This is a genomic window from Streptomyces sp. NBC_01635 (assembly GCF_045209715.1).
Lineage (GTDB): Bacteria > Actinomycetota > Actinomycetes > Streptomycetales > Streptomycetaceae > Streptomyces > Streptomyces hirsutus.
In genome coordinates, this window is record NZ_CP109277.1 from 5537897 (window position 1) to 5561387 (window position 23491).

The following is a 23491-nucleotide window of genomic DNA, read 5'->3' on the forward strand; positions in this document are numbered from 1 at the left end:
ATCGATCTGTCGTCCATGGCTGCACGACGGTAACTTCCGCACCATGCGACCCCCCTTGCAGGAGGACTTATGCCCGGGCAGACCCCGCCCCCGTTTCTGCCGTTGCCCACCGACCGGCTGCGGTTCGCCATGCCGCCCATGCACGAGTCGGTCGAGGACGAGCGCCGGCACCGCAAGGAGCGGCTCGCGGGCGCGCTGCGGCTGTTCGGGCGGCTCGGTTTCGAGGACGGGGTCTCCGGGCACATCACCGCACGCGATCCCGAGTTCTCGGACTGTTTCTGGGTCAATCCGTTCGGGATGCCCTTCCGGCACGTCACCGTGAGCGACCTGGTGCTGGCCAACCGGGAGGGGCGGGTCGTCCAGGGCGGCCACCACGTCAACCAGGCGGCGTTCACCGTGCACGCGCAGGTGCACACGGCGCGGCCCGACGTCGTCGCGGTCGCCCACTGCCACTCGGTCCACGGGCGAGCGCTCGCCGCCCTCGGCGACCTGCTCGACCCGATCACCCAGGAGAGCTGCGCGTTCTACGAGGACCACGCCCTCTACGACACCTACAGCGGTGTCACCGTCGACGCGGACGAGGGCAGGCGCATCGCGGCCGCGCTCGGCTCCCGCAAGGCGTTGGTGCTGCGCAATCACGGGCTGCTCACCGTGGGCGACTCGGTGGACGCGGCGGCCTGGTGGTTCGTGTCCATGGAGCGCTCCTGCCAGGTGCAGCTCAGCGCGAAGGCGGCGGGCCGGCCCGTTCTGATCGACCACCGGCAGGCGGCGGCGACACGGGAGCAACTGGGCGGGGACCTGGTGGCGTGGATCAACTACCAGCCGATGTGGCAGGACATCAGCCGAAGCGAGCCCGACCTGCTGAGCTGACCGGAGCGACCAGGGCCGGGCTTGGGGAAACCCGCCCCGCTGGACGATATCGGCCATAAGGTAATTCTTGCCGCCGGGTCAACACGGTGCCTGGGGCGTCACCCCCGCTGACCGGACCTGCCGGGTGGAGAGGGGTGGACGTAGGGCACAATTCGCTTTCATTGCAGGGGAGTTGCGTGCACCGGCGCGGGTGGCCGGGAACGTGGCCGGGATCGTGAACGTGAACGTGGATGAGGGAAAGGCGGGCTTCGGGCGTGGCGGTGCAGGAGGCGAGACAGGGCGGCGCGGACGGGGGCGCCCACGAGGGCGGCTGCGCCTGCGGGGACTGTCCGCACGGAGTGCGTGAGGGGCATCGGCGCGCGGTCGCCGCGTTCCTGCTGAAACGCGAGGAGTTCGCGGCCGGGCACGGGCTGCCCGCGGCGGTGGCCCACTCGGCCTCCGCCTCCCGCCAGTGGGTCTCGGAGGAACTGGCGCAGGCCGCCGAACTCGTCGCCCGGCGCGGCCGGGCCGAGGGTGCGGCCTGGCTGGTACGCCTGTGGCGCCGGACGGCGGTGGTGGTGTGGTCGGCGGTCGTCCTGCTGCTCCTGGGCCAGGCGCTCACGGCGATCGGCCCGGGGTGGAGCGCCGCCCGCACGGCCGGGCTGCTGGCCGCGCTGGTGGTCGCCGGTTCGCTGACCGCGGCCTCGTGGTTCCATCGGGCGCGCGGCGGGATCCTGGCCCCGGTGATCGGGGAGGACAACCGCCTCTCCACGTCCCGCGCGGTGGCGGCCGCCTGGGTGCTCTTCCTCGCCTACGCGGTCCTGGTTCTGGTCGGACAACTGGCTGTCGCCTCCGATCACCGGGAGCGTGACGCGCTGATCGCGGGGCTGGAACTCGCCCGCGGCGCGGGGGTGGTGACGGTCCTCGCCGTGGTGTGCGGAATCGCCGTGGTGGTACGGCGGGTGGTCGGCCTCCGGGTGCAGGGACAGCGGCTGCAGAAGGTCCGTGCGGACCGGCCCCGGGCAGCCGACCTGCTGACCGACGACGCGGGCCGGGGAGGCTTCGCCGACATCCAGTACGTCGTGATCAGCGGCGTCGCGCTGGCGTTCGCGGCGGTGCGGCTGGCGCGGCGGCCGGACCAACTGCCGGACCTGCCCTGGGGGCTGGCCGTGGTGGTGCTGGTGTCGGCGGCGACCTATCTCGCCGGGAAGTACGCGGAGGGCGGCCGGCCGGTGATCCTTTCGGTGGTGCGGGCGCGGGAGGCCGGCGACCTGGACGCGCCGATCCGGACCGGCGACGACATCGAGATCCGCGGGGCCGGCTTCGTCCCGCTGGGCGCCCAGGGGGCCGATCGGCTGGCCCGGATGGTCGTCCGGGTGGGAGCCGTGCACGTCCACGTGCCGCTGGTGCCGGTGGCCGGCGGCTTCGACAACCCTACGGACGCCCTGCTGACGGTTCCGGTCCCGGCGGACGTGGAACCGGGACGGGTCGAGGTGCAGGTCGTCACGGCAGCCGGGGTGGAGACGAACCGGTACGCGATCGACGTGACGGACTAGAGGCATCCTTCCGCCGCTGTCCGGTGAACGTCCGAAAAAATCCGAGCGGTCTTGGATTGATCCGGTGCTGATTGTCGTACGTATGGACTGTTGAGGGGGGTCTCGATACGGCGGCGAGAGGCGACAGACGGCGATGGCTCACGGTGTGCGAACAGATGCGTACAGTCCTCACCTCGATGGCGACAGAGACTGGCGGGACACCGCCACTCGGTACGCCCTCCTTCCTCTGCGGATCTTTCTGGGCGTCACCTTCATCTATGCGGGAATCGACAAACTCACCGACAGCGCGTTCATGAAGGACGCCGGGGCCGGGTCGATCGGCGACATGATGCGGGCCGTCCGCGATTCCTCGGCCATTCCCGCACTGGTCGACATGTCCCTGGAGAATCCCGTCGCCTTCGGTTACGCCATTGCCTTCGGTGAGTTGGCCGTCGGGATCGGAATCCTGATCGGTCTGCTCACCCGGGTGGCCGCCCTCGGCGGTGCGCTGATCTCCCTCAGCCTGTGGCTGACCGTGAGCTGGGCCGCCGAGCCCTACTACTACGGCAACGATCTCCCCTACCTCATGGCCTGGACTCCGCTGCTGCTCGCAGGCGCCCCCCTCCTCTCCGCGGACGCCGCCCTACGGTCGCGACGGCGCCGGCGGGTGGGGGACTACCGGTAGGGACCCGCTCCTCGAACGAGCGGATCCGCCTCTTCACCCCGCCGGGCCCACGGCCCGGACCCGGTGCCTCCGCCCGCCCGCCCCGACGGGGCGGGCCACCCGCTTCGGGCCCGGCCCGCCTTCCCGCCCGCCCCACCGGCCAGGTCGCCTCGCCGGCCGGCCTCGCCAGGTCACCCCATCAGCCACCCCGCCAAGTCGGGTTCTCAGGTCGACGACTCGGTTCGGGGCTCCCGAGCGGCGGAGCGTTTATGCCGCCGTATCAGCCCCGTCACCGCGGACACCGATCCGGCCAGGCACAGCCCGCCCGTGACGACGGGGATCATGACGAACCACGGTGTCTCCCAGGCACCGCCCGCGTCGCCCGCGTAGAGCACGGCGGCGAGGCTCAGGAAGAGACCGGCGATCAGCCTGCCGGGCTGGAACTCATGACGTAGCACGACTCACCTCCGCCTGCCCCGCACCGACGTGGATGTCCAGGTCGAGCGTCCCCGACTTCCGGGCGCCCGCGGCAGGCCGCAGGGTCACCTCCTTGTGCTTGCCCGGTGCCACGTCCACGTCCTTCTGCTTGTCGCCGGGCAGCTGGATGTCTCCCACTCCCACGTCGATGCTGAGCTTCACGGTCACACCCTCGGGCACGATCACGTGGACGCGGCCCATGCCGACCTCCGCCCGGGTCGACACGGTCTTTCCCTCGGGTATCCGTACCTCGGACAGATCCAGGGTGCCGGTCCCGGAACCCAAGTCGTAGACCGGGCGTATCTGGGCGACCGAGGCGGGCTCCCAGGTGGTGCGCATCCACTCGGTGCCGATGTCCTTGGGCACGGCCGAGGAGGCGGCGAGCAGCCCCGCGGTGATGACCGCCAGGAGGATCGACCCCGCTCCGGTGCGGCCCAGGAAAGCACTGACCGCCAGGCCGATGCCGAAAACGGCGAGCGCACACGCGAGACCGGTCTGCAGGCTGGTGCCGAGCGGCTGCTCCTGCCAGGTCAGGCCTGTACCCAGGCCGGCCGCGAGCAGGGCGAGCAGGAAGATCCAGCCGCCGATCCAGTGGGGACCGCGCGGCTTCACCGCCCGGTGCCGGGTGGACGAGTCGTCGCGGGCGGAGAAGTGGGGGTCGAGTCTGACGTTGATCCTGGAGGCGATGTCCGGATCCCGGGGGTCCCGGGGTCCCCACAGATAGCCCGTGCCGCCGATGTGCGTACCGTCCTTGACGATGGGGTCGCGCCACCAGGAGGAGAAGGCGGCGGGAACGGGCGGGGCCTGGGGCTCCGGCGGGGCGTCGGCGACGGCCTGGGCGGCGAGGGGGTCGGGGCTGGGGGTACCGCGCTGCCGCGACCAGTACCCGGCACCGGCGAGCAGCAGGGAGAGCATCACGGCGAAGCTCAGCACCCCGCCGTTGTTCAGCATGGTGAGGAAGACACCGCAGCCGACCAGCGCGAAGAGTATGGCTGCCAGCGTGTGGCCGTCGACCCGGCCGGTGAGCAGCCTGCGGATCTCGTTCTCCTCCTCGTCCTCGTACGGGACGAGGAGCCAGGCGAAGCCGTAGAAGATGAGGCCGACGCCACCGGTGGCGGAGAGCACCGCCAGCGTGATGCGGAAGATCACCGGGTCCATGTCGCACTGCCGGCCGAGCCCGGAGCACACTCCGCCGAGCATCTGGTGCCGGCGGTCGCGCCGGAAACGGTGCGGCGGCTCGGGCACGGGTGCCTCGCCGGGAGGACGCGGAGCTCCGGCGGCTGTCTCCCCGGCCGCCGTACCGCCTGCCGCGCCCGTGGCAGACGCGGCATCCCGCGGCCCGGCGCCCTCGGGAGGGAGCGGGCCGGAGCCGGGTCCCGGACCCGTCGCGGCGTGCTGGTGATCTGTCATGAGTCCATGGTGACGGGCGAGCCGCCGCGACGGCAGTCGGGACGACCCTGGCCGGACCCTGATATCGGCCCTGAGGGGTGGCCGGGGAGCGTTCGGGGGGGAGGGGGGCCGGACCCCCGGAGATCAGGGGAGTCTCCGGGACCAACCCTGATGCCGCGGAACCAGGGAGCGTGTGACCATCATTGGCATGTCGGAAGCCGCAGCAGCGCCACTCGCAGAGCCGCGGCCGCCGCGCAAGCTCTACCGCAGCAGTGACGGACGCTGGCTCGGTGGTGTGGCGCGGGGGCTCGCCGGACACCTCGGGCTGCCCGTGATCTGGGTACGGCTCGTCTTCGTCGGCCTGTTCATGGCCGACGGCCTGGGCGCACTGCTGTACGCCGCCTTCTGGTTCTTCGTACCGCTCGGGGTCGGCGGAGTGGACGCGCAGAAGCCGCCCACACTGGTCGCGACCGAGAGTGCGCCGGACGGCCGGCGCAGACTCGTCACCCGCAGACCGGACAAGGGTCAGATCGTCGCCCTGCTCCTCATGGTCGTGGTGGCCATGGTCTTCGTCGGCAATGTGAACCTGTCCAACGGCGCCAGGGCCTACCTCTGGCCGACCGTGCTCGTCGGCGCGGGCGTCGCCCTGGTCTGGAGGCAGGCGGACAACGCGCGCCGGGCCCGCTGGGTCGAGGTCGGCAGCCGGCGCCGCACGGTCACCCTGCTGCGGGCCGGCGCCGGCGTACTGCTGGTCACGGCCGGTGTGTCGGGCATCTTCGTCCTCCGGGGCTCCGGCGCCCACCTCGCGTCGGTGCTCCAGGCGGCTCTCGCGGTCCTCGTCGGGATCACGCTCCTCGCCGGTCCTTACCTCGTGCGCATGACCCAGGACCTCTCCGAGGAACGGCTGATGCGCATCCGTGCCCAGGAGCGCGCCGAGGTCGCCGCCCACGTCCACGACTCGGTGCTGCACACCCTCACCCTGATCCAGCGCAACGCCGACAGTCCGGGCGAGGTGCGCCGGCTCGCCCGCGCCCAGGAGCGGGACCTGCGCACCTGGCTCTACAAGCCCGAGGGCACCGGCAAGGACGAGGCCGACGAGCCCACCACCCTCGCCGACGCCGTACGGCACAATGCCGCGGAGGTGGAGGACAAGCACGGCGTCCCCATCGAGGTGGTCGTCGTCGGCGACTGCCCGCTGGACGAGAAGATCGGCCCGCAGATGCAGGCCGCGCGCGAAGCGATGGTGAACGCGGCCAAGTACGGTGGCGAGGGGGGTGCCGTACAGGTCTACGCCGAAGTCGAGGGAAGGACGGTCTTCGTGTCCGTCCGGGACCGCGGCCCCGGCTTCGACCTCGACTCGATACCCGCCGACCGCATGGGTGTCAGAGAATCGATCATCGGCCGCATGGAGCGCAACGGCGGCACGGCGCGGCTGCGCGCGGTGCCGGACGGCGGCACGGAGGTCGAGCTGGAGATGGAGAGGGCGGAGAACACGTCATGAGCGAGCCGAACGAGCCGACCGACCTGAACGGGACGGCGGGACCGGCGGCCCGGGCCGCAGAGTCCGCGCAGCCCACCGGTGGCGCCGGACGCCATGTGCGTGTCGTCCTCGTCGACGACCACCGCATGTTCCGCACGGGCGTCCAGGCCGAGATCGGACAGACCGAACAGACCGGCGTCGAAGTGGTCGGCGAGGCCGCGGACGTCGACCAGGCGGTCACGGTCATCACCGCGACCCGGCCCGAAGTCGTCCTCCTCGACGTGCACCTGCCCGGCGGCGGCGGCGTGGAAGTGCTCCGGCGCTGCGCCCCGCTGATGGGCGACGCCGAGCAGCCGGTCCGTTTCCTCGCCCTGTCCGTCTCGGACGCGGCGGAGGACGTGATCGGCGTGATCAGGGGCGGCGCCCGCGGATACGTGACCAAGACGATCACCGGGACCGACCTGGTCGACTCGGTGTTCCGGGTCCAGGAGGGCGACGCCGTCTTCTCCCCCCGCCTGGCCGGCTTCGTCCTCGACGCCTTCGCCTCGACCGACGCCCCGCCGGTCGACGAGGACCTCGACCGCCTCACCCAGCGCGAGCGCGAGGTGCTGCGGCTGATCGCCCGGGGATACGCGTACAAGGAGATCGCCAAGCAGCTCTTCATCTCGGTGAAGACGGTCGAGTCCCATGTCTCGGCCGTCCTCAGAAAGCTCCAGCTCTCCAACCGCCACGAACTGACCCGCTGGGCGACGGCGCGTCGTCTGGTATGACGATCTGCTGGGCGCGTACGCGATCACCCCATTAGGGTGGACCCGACGGGAGGAGGGGCTGCATGCTGCTGCGTTTCCGTACGGCGAACGTACGGTCACTGCGCGATGAGCAGGAGTTGTCCTTCGTCGTCCCGCCGGACGAGGAGTCCGACGCGGCGCGGACCGTCCAGCTGTCCGACGGCAAACAGATGGGGATCTACCCGGTCGTCGGGATCTTCGGGCCCAATGCCTCAGGAAAGTCCAATGTCATCACCGCGTTGAAGAAGATGAAAAGCGCGGTCCTGGACTCGTACGGGTTGTGGACGTCCTACACCGGCGTACCCGAGCGTGAGCCCTTCGCCCTGGATGGCGAGTCCGCGGACGAGAGCACTTTCTACGAGGTGGACTTCGTCCTGGACGACGGAGTGCGCTGGACCTACGGGTTCGAACTGGGCGACCGGCGAGTCGAGGCGGAGTGGCTGCACGCCTATCCGAAAGGCCGACGGCAGGTCTGGCTGGACAGGGACGCCTCCCGGGACGTCCCCTTCGATTTTCCGGGAGAACGCATCCAGGACCGGGCCCGGCTGGCCCGATCCACCCGTACCAACGCTCTGCTGCTCAGCCGCGCCGCCAGCGACAACCATCCGCAACTGTTCCGCATCTACGACTGGTTCCGGTCGAATCTGTGGGACATCACTCCCGAGACCGAGCTCCGGGACCGTGAGAGATACACGGCGGAGCAACTTCTCGACGACCGGAACAGAGAACGGGTCCGGGAACTGCTGCGAGTCGCGGACCTGGGTATCCAGGATGCCGAGGTGGACCGAGCACCCGGTGGCAGGGCTCCCACGGTGAGACTGCTGCACGGCAGTGACCGCGACAGCGCGGTGGCGCTCGACTGGGTGAAGGAATCGTTCGGCACCCGATCCTGGTTCGCTCTGATCGGTCCGCTCCTGCTGGCTCTCGACCGTGGCGCCGTCCTTCTTATCGACGAGTTGGACGCGAGTCTGCACCCTCGGTTCGCATCCGAAGTGGTGCGGCTGTTCCAGGCGCCCTGGTCCAACACGACCAACGCCCAACTGCTCTTCACCTCGCACGACGCCTCGCTTTTGAAGAGTCCCAGAGGCGGCAGGCCACTCGAACCGGGTCAGATCTGGCTGACGGAGAAGGACAAGCGAGGAGCCACCGAGCTCTATCCGCTGAGCGACTTCGACCCGACGCCCGAAGAGGACCTCGAGGACTCGTACCTGGCCGGGGCATACGGCGCCGTGCCGAATGTCGACCAGGGCCAGATCGGACGCATGGTGCTCACAGCACTGGCAGGGGAGGCAGAGCGTTCCTGATGGTGAGGGACAGGGGGCGGGACAATCCGGCACGCGCCAAGAAGCGGCAGAAGCTGCGCCGGGAGGTGTATGTCTTCACCGAGGGTGAGGTCACGGAACCGGGCTTCATCACGTTCGTGACGAAGAACGGCACCCGCAAGGAGCCTCGGCACGAGGTCGTCTGCAAGGTGGAGAACCGTAGCGCGCCCAGCAAGCGCCGCAAGCCGCTGCCCCTCGTGGAAGAGGCCATCACCAAGTGGCATGAGGTCCAGCGTGCCGCCAAGAAGGCCGGGATCAAGCCCGACGACTGGAACTGGCCGCAGGTGTGGTGCCTCTTCGACCGGGACCGGCACGAGGACATCCCGACCGCCTTCTCCAGAGCCAAGCGGGAGAAGGTGCACGTCGCCTACTCCCACCCCTGCTTCGAGCTGTGGCGACTGCTGCACTACCAGAACTACACGAGTACGTTCGGCGGCGTCTGTGACAGCGCGGCGGACCGCCTGAAGCAGCAGGACGGCTTTGCCCGGACCTACGGTCCCACCCTCCGCTCCGTTTCTCCCGAACGGGCCAAGCAGGTCATGCCCGGCCAGTTGAGCGGCCGCTACAAGACGGCACAGCGCTACGCGCAAGACCTTGCCCGCCGCCAAGCGAACCGCCCGGACCAGAACGGCTGGGACCCGTACACGGACGTCTGGACGTTCGTGGAGCAGGGCATGGACGTCTCCGACTACTGAGACCGGTGGCCGGATGAGACGGATCATGCGCGGGCTCTTCATGCGTGCGGCCGGACGGCTCCCCGGAAGACCGTAGGCTTCCGGTTGCCGCCGGTGCACCGCAATGACGGCAGCCGAAGTCGCAGAACGTCATCAGGGGAGAGCAGTACGTGGCCAAGCTCACGCTCGCGCAGTTGGAACGCCATCTCTTCGCGGCAGCCGACATCCTGCGCGGCACGATGGACGCCGCGGAGTACCGCGACTTCATCTTCGTGCTGCTGTTCCTCAAGCGGGTCAACGACGAGTTCGAGGTGGCCCGCGAGGCGATCATCAAGGAGCGCCTGGCGGAGGGCGACACCCAGGAGGAGGCCGAGGAAGAAGCCGAGGCCTATCAGTGGTACGACGAGCACGGAGCGATCTTCGTGCCGAAGGCCGCCCGCTGGGACCGACTGGCCGGCGCGGTCGACAACGTCGCCACCGAGTACCTTCAGCCCGCCCTCGACGCCCTCGAGCGACAGTCGGGCAACAGCGAACTGCGCGGCCTGTTCGCACACGTCAACTTCAACCGCATCGGAGGCGGCGGCAGTGCCCGCAAGTCGGCCGCCGAACTGGCGGACAAGCGCCTCTCCGACCTGATCGACCACTTCGGCGGCATCCGGCTGCGCGGCGAGGACTTCGAGTTCCCCGACATGATCGGTGCCGCCTACGAGTACCTGATCAAGGACTTCGCGGACTCGGCCGGGAGCAAGGGCGGAGAGTTCTACACCCCGCGCGCCGTGGTCCGCATGATGGTGGAACTGGCCCGGCCCGACGGCGCCATGAAGGTGTACGACCCGTGTGTGGGATCGGGCGGCATGCTCATCCACGCCATGGAGTACGTCGAGGAGCACGGCGGCGACTCCCGCAACCTGGGTCTGGCCGGTCAGGACGCCAACAGCGGTTCCTGGGTCATGGCCACGATGAACATGCTGTTCCACGGCGCGAAGAAGTTCTCCCTGCGCACCGGCGACACCCTCACCAACCCCCTCCACCCCGAGGGCGGTTACGACCTGGTCCTCAGCAACCCGCCCTTCTCCATGGACTACAACAAGGACGCGGTCCCGCGCCTGAAGGCGCGCATGCCGTACGGGGAGACCTCCGAGCGCGGCAAAGCGGACCTGATGTTCATGCAGCACATGCTGGACATGGTCAAGCTGCGGTCGGGCGCGGTCTTCACCGTCATGCCGCACGGCGTGCTGTTCCGCGGGGGCGAGGAACAGAAGATCCGCGCGAAGCTCCTGATGGAACACGACCTGATCGAGGCCGTCATCGGCCTGGCGCCCAACCTCTTCTACGGCACCGGAATCCCCGCTTGCGTCCTGGTCCTGCGCCCGCCGAGCCGACGCCGCCCCGACCGGCGAGGCCGGGTCCTGTTCATCAACGCCGACCGCGAGTTCCACGCCGAACGAGCCCAGAACATTCTGCTCCCCGAGCACATCGAGAAGATCGTCTCCACGTTCCACTCCTGGCAGGACGACGAGATCTTCGCGGACGTGCCCGGCTTCGCCCGCGCGGTGACCCGCGAGGAACTGGCCGCCAACGCCTTCAACTTCAACATCCGCCGCTACGTCGACAACACCCCGCCGCCGGAACCGCAGGACGTGCGGGCCCATCTGGTGGGTGGCGTGCCGGTGGCGGAGGTCGAGGCGAAGAAGAAACTGCTCGACGCTTACGGCATCCAGCTGACCGACCTCTTCGACGTACGGGCCGACGACCCCGTCTACGTCGACTTCCCCGCCCCGGAGCGCCGCCCGGACGCCGCCCGCCTCGCGGAACTGGCACGCGGCAGGGAACAGGAACTCTGGGACGCCTTCGGGGAGTGGTGGGCCACCGAGGCGGGCCAGATCGCGGAGCTCGAGCCCGTCGACGGCGATGACCGTACCGAGCAGGAGCGCAAGGCCCAGCTGGCGCGGCTGAGGAAGGACCTGATCGGCTCCTTCCGGAACCGGCTGCTGGCCGTCGGCCTCCTGGACCGGTACGCGCTGGCGGGGGCGGTGGCCGGCTGGTGGCACGACGGCAAGAACGAGCTGAAGGCACTGTCCGTGACCGGGTTCGACGGTGTGGTCGACGGCTGGGTCGAATCGGTCAAGACCATGCTCGCCCCCGAACCGGACCCGCGCACGGGCGGCCGGCGGGAGCGTACGGCGGCGGAACGGCGGCAGGCCTACGACCACAAGGTCGTCGCCGCGATCGCGCCCGGGTTCCTGGCGGACCTCGCCTCGGCGGAGCGCACCCACGCCGAACTGGACGCGAAGGCGAAGGCCGCGCAGGAGGCGGAGGCGGCTCTCGCCGAGGCGCAGCAGGCCGCGCTGGACGGCGACGACGGGGCAGAGATCGATCCGGCGCTCGCCGAAGCGGTGCTGAGCAAGACCGAGATGCGGGACCTCATGAAGCAGCGCTCGGATGCGAAGCGGCTGGTCGAGGACCTGGAGGACGGCTTCTGGATGGTGCCGGCGATCCGAAGGAAGCGGGACGCCGAGCGCGAGCGGGCCGAGAAGGCGAAGAAGAAGGCTGCGTCGGCCTCCGGCAAGGGCAAGAGGGCGGTCCCGGCGGAGGAAGCGGCCGGGCAGGGGGCTCTGTTGGAGCTTCCGGTCACTGAGGAGCTGGAGGAGCAGGCACCGCCTGCGCCGTCGCCGGAAGCAGGACTCGCCAAGGCACGCCGGGAGTTGGCGGAGCGGTCCGGGGAACAGGACGTGGTCCTCGACATCCTCCGCGCCGACCTGTCGACCAAGCTCGACGGCCATGTGGTGCGGCGCCGACGGGAGCTGGCGGAGACGTATCGGGTGTGGGAGCAGAAGTACGGGGTCTCGCTGCGAGAGATCGAGGAGCGGCGGGAAGCGGCTGCGGCGGCGCTGGAGGGATTTTTGAAGGAGCTTGGGTATGTCGGCTGACGAGTGGGACGAAGCCCCGCTGGGTTCTCGCTTGCTACGCATCGAGACCGGTCGTAGCCCGAGCCTGAGTGATATTCCCGCTGCGCCTGGCCATTGGGGGGTGCTCAAGGTCAGCGCCATCAACTCTGCGGGCTTCCGTCCAGCGGAGAATAAAGCGGTTGATGATATCTCTCTGATTGACGAGCGATATGAGGTTAGTGCAGGGGATCTGTTGTTTTCGCGCGCTAACACGCCTGAATTGGTGGGGGCGGCCTGTATTGCAACGCCAACTCAAGAGCGTCTGATGATGTCGGACAAGACGCTTCGGCTTGTAGTGGATCGTCGGCTAGCTGAGCCTGAGTTCGTCAGACTCATCCTTTCAAGCCCGGCGGTGCGGAAACAGATCTCTGTTTCGGCATCTGGTAGCAGCCTTAGTATGCAGAACATTTCACAGGCAGCGGTTGAGGCGCTCAGGGTGGCGTGGCCGCGCTTGGATGAGCAGCGTCGCATTGTAGAAGTACTTGCGGCTCTGCGGGAGCAGGAACTTGCCACCGAGGCGGCGATCGCCAAGTTGCGAACCATCCAGCGGGGCACCCTGGTCAAAGCGATCGGTGGCTTGTGTCTTTCCCTTGATGGGCAAGAAAGTGGCTGCCCCACTGTTCGCGATGTAGGGCAGGTCCGCATGGGGAAGCAGCTCTCCCCCAGCAGTCGCGAATTCGGTGAGCAAGTGCCGTACTTGCGTGTTGCCAACGTCTTGGATGGTCGGATTGATTACTCGGACGTCAATACCATGGCTTTCTCTGAGGCTGAGCGGGCGATCTACCGTCTGTCACCCGGAGACATCCTTCTGAACGAGGGGCAGAGCCTGGAGCTCGTCGGGAGGAGTGCGATCTTCCGCGGATACCCTGAAGATATTTACTTCCAAAACACGCTGGTGCGCTTTCGCTCAGGTGAGGGTCTCATTCCTGAGTACGCGCAGTGCGTATTCTCCTACTGGCTAATGGTTGGTGTATTCGCCAGAATCGCGAAGCAGACCACGAGTATCGCTCACTTGGGAGGGGAGCGATTTGCTGGGCTTCCGTTTCCCATGGTTGACGCGGAAGAGCAGCGAAAAATCGTAGAAATCATGCACGCATGGGGCGAGAAGATCTCGGGCGAGCAATCAGCCCTGTTGAAATTGCGGACCCTCAGGGCGGGGTTGGTCGACGATCTACTTGCTGGAAAGGGCATCCGAACGGCTCTGGCATAACAAGTTAGGGGTGGGCGGGTACGGCGAGCTCGAACCAAACCGTTTTGCCGATACCGCACTCTCTTCTCTCCACACCCCAGTCGTCTGCCAGCGCCGCTACCAGTTCCAGGCCCCTCCCTGACTCGTCATCCAGGGATGCCGTCCCTGGTGTCGGCAGTGCGTCGTTCGCGTCGGCTACCGTGATGCGGAGGCGATCGTCTGTGAGTTCGCAGCGGGCCCGGATCTCGCGGCCGGCCGGGGTCTTCGCGTGGCGGTAGGCGTTGGTCATCAGTTCGCTCAGGAGGAGTTCCGCTGTGTCCGTCACGGCCTGGGGCAGTTCCCAGGATGCCGCCTGTGCGCGGACCAGCGCGCGGGCCCTGCCCACGCTTCTCGCGTGACGCGGGAAGTGCCACTCGATGTCCCTCGGGGCGGTCACGGGCAGCGGGAGTCGGGGGGTCTGCATGCGCTGTTCATCCCTTGCGTCGAACTTCTGACGTTTCGTGGGATCACGGTCGCGGCTCGCGCATAGCCTCGCGAGGAGCGACGTGGGTACAGCGTGTGGTTGTCCCCACCGTGGACCCGGCGGAGGTGCGTGTGACGACCGAAGTGAACTCCCAGCCGCCCGTGGCCTGGCGGTACTGTGGCAGCCAGATCAAGATGTGGCGTGCGGAGGCCGGTGTCGGCCGGGACGCGCTGGCCAAGGAGGCCGGCTACGACTACGAGTACGTCAAGTCCATGGAGAACGGACGCCGTCGGCCCACGCTGCGGTTCCTGCAGATCGCGGATCAGGTGTGCGGGGCGGGTGGGAAGTTGGTGGCGGCGCAGGAGTACCTGAAGCCGGAGCCGTTTCCGGTGCGGTCGCAGGAGTTCATGGCCCTTGAGGCCGAGGCAATCGCCGTCTCTTGGTATGAGCCGCTACTCATCCCGGGGCTACTGCAAACCGAGGCCTATGCCCAAGTGCTGATCGGCGCCAGCTCGCCTCCCTTGGACGATGAGACGGTCAATGAGCGTGTGGCGGCTCGCCTTCGGAGGGCTGATGCACTGCGGCGCAGGGTGGGCGTGATGTATGGGTTCGTGATCTACGAAGCTGCTCTGCGTACCCGAGTCGGTGGCAGGCAGGTGATGGGAGAACAGTTCCAGCACCTTTTGGAGGTAAGCCTCCTCCGTAATGTGTCAGTTCAAGTACTTCCCTATGGCCGCTGTAGTGGGGTTGCCTTGAACGGCAGCATCGTGCTTCTTGAGACGCCGGAGCACGATCACTACGGCTACGTCGAAGCGCCGGAGGTCAGCGTCTTGCATGCCAGTCCGGAGAAGGTAAGTGCACTCACACAAACCCATGCGATGATCCGCATGCACTGCCTTAGCGGGAGGAGTCGGCCACGTTCATCAGAAGGGTGTCAGAGGAGCTATGAGTGAACGCCTCACCTGGTACAAGTCCAGCTATAGCGATAGCCAGGGCGGCGCCTGTCTAGAAGTAGCCCTCGACTGGCGCAAGTCCAGCCACAGCGATGATCAGGGCAGTAACTGCTTAGAAATCGCCCCCTGCCCCCACACCATCCGCGTCCGAGACTCGAAGCTCGGCCCCCAGAGTCCTCGGTTCGCCGTCGCCGGAGGCACTTGGGTCGCGTTCGTCGCGTACGCCCGTACCGGAGCCTGAGCTTCGAGGGACAGACTTCGAGGTCCGAGCGGCGTTTGTAAGGACTGGGTGGTGGGGTTCAACCCACCACCCACCCTCCCGGCTACGGCAAGCGCACCGCCCCGGCTGAGCCCGGTGCCGCGTTCCGGCCCGTCGACTTCACGCACCTCCCCGCCCGCGAGGCCTACATCGCGGCCTTCGTCGACCGGCTCCCCTACGGTGCCGCCATGGACGTGAAGAGCCTGGCCAAGGCGCTTCCCCTCTACGGTCAGCAGGCCGTCCGCAGCGCGCTCAACGCGCTCTCACGCGCCGGACATCTGCACCGGGTCCGTGGCCTGGCCACCACCGCCGACGGCGTAACACGCTGGGTGTTCCGTACGTTCTGGTCCAGCACCGCACGCGACAACGCCTGGTGGGCCTGCTTCCTGGGAGATGGTGAAGCGGTGGACATCGCGGGGGCGGTCGAACAGATCACCTCTCCCGCCGCCGCCTCCGCGCTCGAACCCGTCCCCACCGCCCCCGGCAAACCTCGCGCCAGCGCCTACCGCACCCTCGCCCGGCTCGGTCGTGGCGAACCCCGTCTCGCCCTGTCCGACGCCGACCGCAACGCTCTCGCCGACCTGGTCCTCCTCTGGCTGGAGCGCGGCGCGACTTCCGTCTCCGTCTGCAGGCCCTCACCGCCGGCCTGCCCGATACCGTCCACGTGCCGCGCGGGCTGGTCGCTCGCCGACTGCGGGACAAGCTGCCGCCCATGCCCATGTCCCACCCCATGCCCTCCACGGGTCCTGAACCGACACCGGACGCCTCCGAACCCCGTCTCCTCGGCCGTCTCATGCCGGAGTGCACCGAGTGCGGCGTCCCCGGGCGTCCCGCCGCCTTCGTCGGCGGTCTGTGCCAGGGCTGCCGGACGGTCACGTCGCGCGGCGGTACCCGGGACGTCGCGCCGAACGCTCCGTCGGCAACCGCGCACCGCGCCGCCGCCCTCGCCCGCGAAGCCGCCCTCGCCGCCCGCTACCGTCGACAACCGGCCAAATCCTGGCCTGAGTCGGTGCTCCGCCCGTAGGGGCCGTGCGGACTCGTGTCACTCCTGCACCCTTCGTCGCAGAATGGGAAACGGCCGATCGCCTTGCGGCAGTTGGCAGGACGGCAGTGCGACGTACAACAGAGGGGTACGGAGTTCATGGCGCGGGGTACGGCCGAGCGGGACGAGACGGAACAGCCGATCATCGACCAGCTGAAGGCGATGGGGTGGCGGCACGTTCACGGACCCGATCTCAGCACGGCCGGACCGGACGGGGATGAGCGCGCGTACGGCGGTCTGCTGCTCCTGAAGCGGCTCCGTTCCGCTGTCCGGCGCGTCAACCGCCTGCCCGACGGCGGTGGTCCGTGGATGACGGACGCGGATGCGGATGCCGCCATCGACGAGCTGCGCCGCACCGCGCGGAACGTGGCGACGACTTCGCTCCTCGCCGCCAACGGCGAAGTGACCAGCCGGCTGATCAAGGGCACGCCGGTCACCGGGGACGAGGAACACCACCACGGGGCGACGGTCAACGCGCAGTTCGTCGACTGGGACCTGGAAGGCCTCAGCGACGCCGAGATCCTGAAGAGGAACGATTTCCTCGTCGTCGACCAACTGCTGGTGCGGACTCCCGACGGGGCCGAGATCATTCCCGATCTCGTGCTGTTCGTGAACGGCGTTCCCGTCGCCGTCGTCGAATGCAAGAGCCCGTACGTCAAGGACCCGATCGGCGAGGCCATCCGAGACCTGCGCGGCTACGCGGGCGTACCGCTCGACGACGACGAGGAGCGTGACCGCCGCGACCCGCGTGCGCAGGTCCCCGAGTTCTTCGCGCCCGTGCAACTGCTCGTGGCCGCCGCCGGGGAGCAGGCGGCGCTCGGCACCATCACCTCCGACGAGAGCCATTTCGCGCCCTGGCGCAGTGTGACCCCGGACTACACGGACGACAAGGAACTCGGCCGTGCGTTGCAGGAGGTGCGGCGGAAGGACGGGGCGCGGTTGCTGGAGCCGGGTGCCACGCCCACGGACCTGCACCGTCTCGTCGCCGTCGTGCTCAAGCCGCGCAACCTGCTGAACATCGTGCGGCACTACGTCTTCGAGATGCCGGTGAAGACCAAGCCGGGTGAGCCGCCGGTCACGGTCAAGGCGGTCTGCCGGCATCAGCAGTACCGGGCTGTCGAGAAGATCGTCCGCAAGTTGCGCAGTGGGCGGACCGTCGACGATCCGGCGGCCGGGCAGGACGAGCGCGGCGGCGTCATCTGGCACACCCAGGGCTCGGGCAAGAGCCTGACCATGGCCTTCCTCGCCCGCAGGCTCCAGACCAGCCGGGACCCCGAACTCAACCGTTTCACCCTGCTCGTCGTCACCGACCGCAAGCAGCTGGAGCGGCAACTGGCCGCCGCCGTCCGGGGCGGCGGGGTCGACGTACGGGTCGCACGGTCGCGTTCCGACGTGGAAGGGATGCTGGAGCGGGCGGGTGAGCGCGGTGGACGCGCCGTCATCTTCACGATGATCCAGAAATACCTCGGACGTGTCCCCGGAGTCGTCGGCACCGGCGAGGAGTCCGGGGACGACCGGGACCCGGTGGCCGAGTTCGAGGCGACGCAGGACCGGATCGCCGAAGGCGCCTCGGCCGAGGAGGTGTCGGACCCCACGCCCGCCGAGGGGACCGTCGAGGAGGTGCGCCGGCAGTTCACCGAGTGCAGCTCCTCGCCGTACGTTCTCGTCCTGGTGGACGAGGCGCACCGCTCGCACACCTCCGTCCTGCACGCCTGCCTGCGCGATTCCGTGCCCAAGGCGGCCCGGATAGGCTTCACGGGTACGCCGATCATGAAGGGGCGGCTCTCGGACACCGGCCGGATCTTCGGTATCGAGCCGGGCGGAACGTTCCTCGACTCGTACCTCATGGACGAGGCCGAGCGGGACAAGGTCGTCGTGCCGGTCCGCTACGAGGGACGCACCGGGCCGGCCGGGGTACGGGACAAGGACGGGCTGAACGCGAAGTTCGAGGACCTGATCGCCCGGCTGCAGGAGGAGCACCAGGCCAGGACGCGCAAGCTGCTCAAGCCGACCAGCCGCACCGTCGCCGAGTCACTGCCCGTGATCCGGGCCAAGGCCGTCGACATGCTGGAGCACTACGTCACCGGACCGCTGACCGGCGGGTTCAAGGCCCAGGTCGCGGCGGTGAGCCGCAGTGCCGCCGTGCTGTACGGGCACATGCTCAACGAGGCCAGGGCTCACCTGCTGGACCGGGTCCGGACCTTCGACCCGGAGACCCTGCGGCACAAGAACCTCGCCGAGTACGAGTGGGACGACCTCGTGATGCTGCGTGCCTGGCAGTACCAGGCGATCCTGCGCCGAATCGACTTCGTGCCCGTGATCTCCGCGGGGAAGGAGAAGAAGCGCGGGCAGTGGCGTGAGTGGACCGACCCCATCGCCCAGGAGGAACACGTCGAGCGGTTCCTGGAGCCGTTCCCGCAGTTGCCGCCGGACAACCCGTGGGTGACGCACCATGTGCCCGAGTACGACCCGCCTCCGGCGGGCACCGTCTCCCGGAATCCCTGGAGCGGGCTCGCCGACCCGCGGGTCGAGGAACCCCGGCCCATCGCGTTCCTCATCGTGAAGTCCATGCTTCTCACGGGTTTCGACGCTCCCATCGAGCAGGCGCTGTACCTCGACCGGCCCATTCAGGACGCCGAGCTGCTCCAGGCCATCGCCCGTGTGAACCGGCCTCGGCGCGGAAAGTTCGAAGGCCGGGTCGTGGACTACTACGGAGTGCTGAGCGACCTGGCCGTCACCCTGCCCGCGTACAAGGGCGACGGGAAGACGCTCCGATCGGTGCGCGGCCTCACCGAGGACATTCCGGAGCTGCGGCGGACCGCCACCGAACTGCGGGACTTCCTCGCCGGCCTGGGGATCACCGGACTCGACAGCGCGGGCAGTATCGCCAAGGGCATGTTCACTCTCGGAGACGAGACCGCGCGGGCCGGGTTCGACGCCCGCATGGGCCACTTCCTGGACGCCCTGGAACGCGTACTGCCCCACGAGGACGCGCTGAAGGTCATCCCCGAGGCCCGTAACTGGACCTTGCTGCAGAAGCGGGTGCGCAGGCACTACCGGGACGCCGAGAACGGGGACTTCTCCGTCCGCGCGTACGGACGCAAGGCGCGCGCCATGGTGGCGGATCACCTCGAGCTCTCCGAGATCGCACAGGTCATCGCGCCGGTCTCCATCCTGGCACCGGACTTCGACGCCGTGATCGAGCGCATTCCCGACGTGCGCGAGTCGGCGGCGGAACAGGTCCAGGCACTCCGCTACCACCTGGAGGAGGTACGCCGGTCCGAGGAACGCCCGGTCCTGCGGAAGATCTCCGAGGAGCTGGAGGAAGTCCTGGAACAGTTCGCCGGCCGGTGGGACGAGATCAAGGCGCGTATCGGCCCGTTGATCGAGCGCGCCCGGCAGGCCGAGGAAGCCGATCCCGAGGTCGCCGACCTGACCCCCGCCGAACAGCGGCTCTACACGAAGCTCGCCGACCGGATGACGGAGGACCCGGCCTTCGACCTGCCGGAACCGGAGGTGCTCAAGGGCTTGACGGTCGAACTGGCGGGGACCATCGAGCGGCACGTGTCGAGTGCGGCATGGTCGGACAGCGAAGCCAGTCTGGACTCCCTGGAGAACGACATATGGCGCAGACTGCGCAGAGCCGGCGTCAAGCCACGGGAACGTGCTCCGGAGCCCCTGCGCAACCTCTCGGAGGCACTGACCGGGCATGCCCAGCGGCACGCGGCGGCGTTCCGGGCGGCTGCTCGGGGACAATAGGCCGCGTGCCGACACCACCCGATCTCCGCGACGCCCGCGACGCTCCCGGGCCTGTCCTGGAGGACGGCCAGACGGTCGCCGTGGGGAGCAGGAAGTTCCGAGTGGTGGTCAGCACATGCCGACGGCGCATCGGACTCACGGTAGAACGTGACGGTTCCCTGGTCCTACGTGTGCCGGAGAACTGCGCAGCGGAACGAGCGGAGACGTTTCTCCGGAAGAGTGATGCCTGGCTGGCCGACAAACTCGGGCGACGTGAGGAACACCCTCCGGCCCACCCCGTCCGTGAGATCCGCGAGGGTGAGACGTTCGGCTACCTCGGGCGTACCTACAGACTCCAGGCCGGGGACGGCGGCAAGGAGCAGGCCCCGGTCCGGCTCGTCGCAGGACGGCTGGTCGTGGACGAGACGGTGCTGCGGGACCCGGTCGGCGCCCGTCGCGCCCTCATCGGCTGGTACCGGACATCGGGCCGACGCTGGGCCCGGGGCAGGCTCCAACCGTGGGCCGGACGCATGGAAGTCCGGGAACCCGATGTGGTCGTCCGTGACGTCGGCAACCGGTGGGGCACCTACCGGCCGGGGGAGGACGGGCACGGCACCATGGCGTTGCACTGGGCCCTGTTCCAGCTTCCCGCCCACCTGGTCGACTACGTCATCGCCCACGAGCTCGCCCACATCAGGATCTCCGGGCACGAGGCCGACTACTGGGCGCTCCTGCGGCAGGCCATGCCCGAGTGCGGGGAACGCAAGGAAGAACTGGACGACCTCGGACGTCGGCTGTGGCTCGGGCACGTGGGCGAGCGGGAGTGACTCCGCTTTCGACGCCGCCCGGCTCTCAGGTCACCCGGGTGGCTCCCGCGAAGGGCATCTCGGTGAGCGGGGCGACGCGGACCGAGGAACCGGAGTTCGGGGCGTGGATCATCTGCCCGTTGCCGATGTAGAGGCCGACGTGGGTGATGCCGGAGTAGAAGAAGACCAGGTCACCGGGGCGGAGTTCGGAGCGTGCGACGCGGTGGCCGGCGTTGATCTGGGCGTAGGTCGTGCGGGGCAGGGCCACGCCCGCCGAGCGGTACGCGGCCTGGACGAGGCCCGAGCAGTCGAAGGCGTCCGGGCCGGTGGCGCCCCAGACATAGGGGCTGCCGAGTTTCTGGTGGGCATAGGAGACGGCGTCGGCAGCTCGGGGGCCGGTTGTCCGGGAAGGCGCCTGGGAAGTGACCGGGCCCGGGGCGGAGCCGGGGCCGGCCGGGCCGGTGCGGTGCGTGCCGCCGTCGGTGAGTTCCGTGCGCTGCTCGGATGTCAGCCGGGACAGCAGACGGCGTGCGGCGTCCAGCTTGCCGGTGACCGTCTTCTTGTGCCGCCTCAGCTCCGCCTGGCGGGACGTCAGTGAGGTGAGTTCGAGGCGTGCGGCACCGCGCAGTCGCTCGATCTCGCGGAGTTGCTCGCGTACGCGTCCCACGGCCGCGTTCTGGCGGCTGCCCGCCCGTTCGGCGAACGCGGCGCCGTCCAGGTAGCCGTCGGGATCGTCCGAGAGGACGAGTTGCAGGGCGGGGTCGAGGCCGCCACTGCGGTACTGCGCCGCCGCGACCGACCCCAGCGCCGCCCGTGCGGAGTTGAGCCGGTCCTCCTCGCGGGCGGCCTGGTCCTGCAGGTCGTGCAGTCGCCGCCCGGCCGACTCCGCCTTCTCCTTCGCACCGTTGTACTTCTCGGTGGCGGCCTCCGCCTCCTGGAACAGCTTGTCGGCCTCGGCCTTGACCTGTCCCGGTGCCAGTTGGGGCTCGGCGTGCCCCGTCCCGCCGAATCCGGTCGCGGTGGCCGCGCCGGCGAGGGCGAGAGTGACGGCCCTGCGGGTCCTGCCGCCGCCCATCAGAAGCTGTCTGGGCTTGCGGTGTGCTGCCACGTGGACTCCACGTCCTTTCCAGACGACCGCCCGGTCCGTGCACACGGTCGGCCGGAGGGCTCGGCCGCCGCGCCTTCCGGGCGGTGGTGTCCGGCTGCCGCCCCTGGTCCGGGCGGCGGTGGGGAGCCGGCCACCTGGGGGAGGACGCTATTCCGGGCCCGGACGGCCTGGTGACGGGTTGACCGGAAATGACGGGAGCGGATCGTTGGGTGAGCGCGAGAGAGCGAAGGTGCGGGTCGCGGCCGTCGCCTTCCGGCAGCACGATGATCAAACCGCCGAATGAGGGGCGGGGCGGTGGGCCCGGGTGCTATACGGCGCGTCGGGCCGAGAGGCCGGCGGACCGGGGCGGTGTCGGGTGGAGAACGGGGGCCTCGTTAGGCTCCGGCCTCATGGACGTACTCATCCACCTCTTCGTCGGCCTGCACATCATCGGCATCGCGTCGCTCCTCGGTGGCTTCCTCACCCAGATGAAGGCGATGGGCCAGGGCACCGCACGCTTCGTTCCCGCGATGCTGCACGGTGCGCTGACGATGCTGGTCACCGGTGTGGTCCTGGTCGGGCTGAACCAGGCACAGGACTATTCCGTCGACAACATCAAGATCGGTGTCAAGCTGGCCCTGCTGATCGTGATCCTCGGCCTGGTCTATGTGAAGCGGGACGACGAGAAGGTGGACAAGAGCCTGTTCGGCCTCGTCGGCCTGCTGACCACGGCGAACATCTTCATCGCCGTGCTGTGGACCTGACGGGTCCCCGCACGGGTCCGGACGTGATCGCGGCCCGCGCCGAGGTCACCGCACCGACGGCGACCATCAGCCAGACGGCCACCGCGACCCACAACAGCACACGCCCCAGGCCCCCGAGCCACGGGACACCGACGGCGGCGGACGCGGACAGCGTCGCCGCCGCCGTCATGCCCAGGGGGAACACGGTCGCCCAGCGCCGAGTGTCGTACCGCGGCCGCGGCCGGACGGCCTCGCCCACCAGCAGCACGCCGTACCAGGCCAGGTCGAGCACCAGCAGGCCGACGGTCATCACGCGCAGGACACCGAGGTCGTCGTCGTTCCACAGATACAGCCGGGCGCTGTCGGCGGCGAGCAGCTCCGCCCCGGCGAGCGCCGAGATGGCGATGGCACCGCTCGCGACCCAGTGGTCCCCGGCCCCCTCGGTCACCTGCCGCAGGTCGAAGAGGAACAGGGCGAGGACGTAGAGCACCAATCCGAACCAGAACAGCACCAGCGCCACCCGCGCCAGCCAGGCCGCCGACTCGGCCGCGGCGAGCGTCGCGGCCAGGACGGCGAGCCCCTGCGTGGCCACGCAGCACAGGAACACCGATCCGGGCATGCGCGGGCGCCGGCGTCGTACGACCAGGACGAGCAGCACAGGCCAGAGCCCCGTGGCCAGTGCGAGCAGTGCCCCGGCGAGCGCGTCATGGCCCAGCGCGGCCACCCGGGTGCCGAGCACGGCCGTCGCGGCGACCGCGGTGAGCGCACCCGGAGTCTCCGCCTCCGACACCCACCGCTCCCGGTCCCGCAGCAGCCGCAGGGTGAACTCCGCCGCCAGGCCCAGCCAGGCGGCGCAGGCGAGCACGAGGAAGATCAGCGAGAGGATCTCCCACCCCGCCAGATGCAGGGCCACCGACACGACGCCGGTCGCCATCACAGCGGCGCCGGCCGCCGGGGAACGCTGCGCCCACCAGGCGCGGAAGGGGGAGGCGGGGAGGACGGGAGGGGCGGGCATGGGCCGATGCTAGAAGAGTCCGCCGCGCCGGAAAGGTTCACCGCGCGGTGACCGGCCGGTCACCGCACGT

Annotated in this window: 20 protein-coding genes; 15 read left to right on the top strand and 5 right to left on the bottom strand. The window is 69.3% G+C overall.

The window, feature by feature from the left end:
- Window positions 1-69: 69 nt before the first annotated feature.
- From OHB56_RS25945 to OHB56_RS25955, 3 genes are all read left to right on the top strand, one after another.
- On the top strand, window positions 70-870 hold the full coding sequence (locus OHB56_RS25945; protein WP_326754336.1) for a class II aldolase/adducin family protein: 801 nt from the start codon (window positions 70-72) through the stop codon (window positions 868-870).
- A 254-nt stretch (window positions 871-1124) separates the two neighbouring features.
- Window positions 1125-2405, top strand: a complete 1281-nt coding sequence (locus OHB56_RS25950) for a hypothetical protein (RefSeq protein ID WP_406355887.1) — start codon at window positions 1125-1127, stop codon at window positions 2403-2405.
- Between the two features lie 133 nt (window positions 2406-2538).
- Entirely contained in the window at window positions 2539-3069 is a 531-nt protein-coding gene (locus OHB56_RS25955) for a DoxX family protein (RefSeq protein WP_406355889.1), read from the top strand.
- A 203-nt stretch (window positions 3070-3272) separates the two neighbouring features.
- On the opposite strand, the gene OHB56_RS25960 is transcribed toward OHB56_RS25955, so the two are convergent.
- Window positions 3273-3506 (bottom strand): hypothetical protein, encoded by a 234-nt coding sequence (locus tag OHB56_RS25960; protein WP_406355890.1) that lies wholly within the window; start codon window positions 3504-3506, stop codon window positions 3273-3275.
- Entirely contained in the window at window positions 3493-4935 is a 1443-nt protein-coding gene (locus OHB56_RS25965) for a PspC domain-containing protein (protein WP_406355892.1), read from the bottom strand. The genes OHB56_RS25960 and OHB56_RS25965 overlap by 14 nt, the downstream gene beginning before the upstream one ends.
- Before the next feature lie 187 nt (window positions 4936-5122).
- Here OHB56_RS25965 and OHB56_RS25970 point away from each other — a divergent pair, with 187 nt between their 5' ends.
- From OHB56_RS25970 to OHB56_RS25995, 6 genes are all read left to right on the top strand, one after another.
- Complete coding sequence (locus tag OHB56_RS25970; protein WP_406355894.1) at window positions 5123-6415, top strand: PspC domain-containing protein; 1293 nt, start codon at window positions 5123-5125, stop codon at window positions 6413-6415.
- Entirely contained in the window at window positions 6412-7164 is a 753-nt protein-coding gene (locus tag OHB56_RS25975) for a response regulator transcription factor (protein WP_326754342.1), read from the top strand. Before OHB56_RS25970 ends, OHB56_RS25975 begins: the two co-directional genes overlap by 4 nt.
- Before the next feature lie 62 nt (window positions 7165-7226).
- The gene (locus tag OHB56_RS25980) at window positions 7227-8486 is read left to right on the top strand and encodes an ATP/GTP-binding protein (RefSeq protein WP_406355895.1); all 1260 of its coding nucleotides are present in this window, start codon (window positions 7227-7229) and stop codon (window positions 8484-8486) included.
- A complete protein-coding gene (locus tag OHB56_RS25985; protein ID WP_406355896.1) occupies window positions 8486-9199 on the top strand; it encodes an RloB family protein in 714 nt (237 codons plus the stop codon). The genes OHB56_RS25980 and OHB56_RS25985 overlap by 1 nt, the downstream gene beginning before the upstream one ends.
- A 149-nt stretch (window positions 9200-9348) precedes the next feature.
- Entirely contained in the window at window positions 9349-12108 is a 2760-nt protein-coding gene (locus tag OHB56_RS25990) for an N-6 DNA methylase (protein WP_406355898.1), read from the top strand.
- Window positions 12098-13336: a restriction endonuclease subunit S gene (locus OHB56_RS25995; RefSeq protein WP_406355900.1), complete on the top strand. Its 1239-nt coding sequence runs from the start codon at window positions 12098-12100 to the stop codon at window positions 13334-13336. The genes OHB56_RS25990 and OHB56_RS25995 overlap by 11 nt, the downstream gene beginning before the upstream one ends.
- Window positions 13337-13340: 4 nt before the next feature.
- Here OHB56_RS25995 and OHB56_RS26000 read toward each other — a convergent pair whose 3' ends face one another.
- Window positions 13341-13778: an ATP-binding protein gene (locus OHB56_RS26000; RefSeq protein WP_406355902.1), complete on the bottom strand. Its 438-nt coding sequence runs from the start codon at window positions 13776-13778 to the stop codon at window positions 13341-13343.
- A 131-nt stretch (window positions 13779-13909) separates the two neighbouring features.
- On the opposite strand from OHB56_RS26000, the gene OHB56_RS26005 reads away from it, so the two are divergent.
- From OHB56_RS26005 to OHB56_RS26025, 5 genes are all read left to right on the top strand, one after another.
- Complete coding sequence (locus OHB56_RS26005; RefSeq protein ID WP_406355904.1) at window positions 13910-14731, top strand: helix-turn-helix domain-containing protein; 822 nt, start codon at window positions 13910-13912, stop codon at window positions 14729-14731.
- Window positions 14724-14972: a DUF397 domain-containing protein gene (locus OHB56_RS26010; RefSeq protein ID WP_406355906.1), complete on the top strand. Its 249-nt coding sequence runs from the start codon at window positions 14724-14726 to the stop codon at window positions 14970-14972. Before OHB56_RS26005 ends, OHB56_RS26010 begins: the two co-directional genes overlap by 8 nt.
- A gap of 730 nt (window positions 14973-15702) precedes the next feature.
- Entirely contained in the window at window positions 15703-16014 is a 312-nt protein-coding gene (locus OHB56_RS26015; RefSeq protein WP_406355908.1) for a hypothetical protein, read from the top strand.
- Between the two features lie 117 nt (window positions 16015-16131).
- Window positions 16132-19791 carry a type I restriction endonuclease subunit R gene (locus tag OHB56_RS26020; protein WP_406355910.1) on the top strand — a complete coding sequence of 1220 codons (3660 nt, stop codon included), beginning with the start codon at window positions 16132-16134 and terminating at the stop codon, window positions 19789-19791.
- Between the two features lie 5 nt (window positions 19792-19796).
- On the top strand, window positions 19797-20597 hold the full coding sequence (locus OHB56_RS26025) for a M48 family metallopeptidase (protein ID WP_406355912.1): 801 nt from the start codon (window positions 19797-19799) through the stop codon (window positions 20595-20597).
- A 25-nt stretch (window positions 20598-20622) separates the two neighbouring features.
- Here the strand turns inward: OHB56_RS26025 and OHB56_RS26030 are convergent, their stop codons facing one another.
- Window positions 20623-21684: an NlpC/P60 family protein gene (locus OHB56_RS26030; protein ID WP_406355913.1), complete on the bottom strand. Its 1062-nt coding sequence runs from the start codon at window positions 21682-21684 to the stop codon at window positions 20623-20625.
- A gap of 389 nt (window positions 21685-22073) precedes the next feature.
- On the opposite strand from OHB56_RS26030, the gene OHB56_RS26035 reads away from it, so the two are divergent.
- Window positions 22074-22427, top strand: coding sequence for a hypothetical protein (locus tag OHB56_RS26035; protein ID WP_055609795.1), 354 nt, complete (start codon window positions 22074-22076; stop codon window positions 22425-22427).
- Here OHB56_RS26035 and OHB56_RS26040 read toward each other — a convergent pair.
- A complete protein-coding gene (locus OHB56_RS26040) occupies window positions 22405-23421 on the bottom strand; it encodes a tellurite resistance/C4-dicarboxylate transporter family protein (RefSeq protein ID WP_406355915.1) in 1017 nt (338 codons plus the stop codon). The genes OHB56_RS26035 and OHB56_RS26040 overlap by 23 nt on opposite strands.
- Between the last annotated feature and the right edge of the window lie 70 nt (window positions 23422-23491).

Bases quoted from the DNA above. Each gene is read 5' to 3' on its own strand.
- OHB56_RS25945 (WP_326754336.1), top strand. From the start codon at position 70: ATGCCCGGGCAGACCCCGCCCCCGTTTCTGCCGTTGCCCACCGACCGG.
- OHB56_RS25955 (WP_406355889.1), top strand. From the start codon at position 2,539: ATGGCTCACGGTGTGCGAACAGATGCGTACAGTCCTCACCTCGATGGC.
- OHB56_RS25965 (WP_406355892.1), bottom strand. From the start codon at position 4,935: ATGACAGATCACCAGCACGCCGCGACGGGTCCGGGACCCGGCTCCGGC.
- OHB56_RS25970 (WP_406355894.1), top strand. From the start codon at position 5,123: ATGTCGGAAGCCGCAGCAGCGCCACTCGCAGAGCCGCGGCCGCCGCGC.
- OHB56_RS25975 (WP_326754342.1), top strand. From the start codon at position 6,412: ATGAGCGAGCCGAACGAGCCGACCGACCTGAACGGGACGGCGGGACCG.
- OHB56_RS25980 (WP_406355895.1), top strand. From the start codon at position 7,227: ATGCTGCTGCGTTTCCGTACGGCGAACGTACGGTCACTGCGCGATGAG.
- OHB56_RS25985 (WP_406355896.1), top strand. From the start codon at position 8,486: ATGGTGAGGGACAGGGGGCGGGACAATCCGGCACGCGCCAAGAAGCGG.
- OHB56_RS25995 (WP_406355900.1), top strand. From the start codon at position 12,098: ATGTCGGCTGACGAGTGGGACGAAGCCCCGCTGGGTTCTCGCTTGCTA.
- OHB56_RS26000 (WP_406355902.1), bottom strand. From the start codon at position 13,778: ATGCAGACCCCCCGACTCCCGCTGCCCGTGACCGCCCCGAGGGACATC.
- OHB56_RS26010 (WP_406355906.1), top strand. From the start codon at position 14,724: ATGAGTGAACGCCTCACCTGGTACAAGTCCAGCTATAGCGATAGCCAG.
- OHB56_RS26015 (WP_406355908.1), top strand. From the start codon at position 15,703: ATGCCCATGTCCCACCCCATGCCCTCCACGGGTCCTGAACCGACACCG.
- OHB56_RS26020 (WP_406355910.1), top strand. From the start codon at position 16,132: ATGGCGCGGGGTACGGCCGAGCGGGACGAGACGGAACAGCCGATCATC.
- OHB56_RS26035 (WP_055609795.1), top strand. From the start codon at position 22,074: ATGGACGTACTCATCCACCTCTTCGTCGGCCTGCACATCATCGGCATC.
- OHB56_RS26040 (WP_406355915.1), bottom strand. From the start codon at position 23,421: ATGCCCGCCCCTCCCGTCCTCCCCGCCTCCCCCTTCCGCGCCTGGTGG.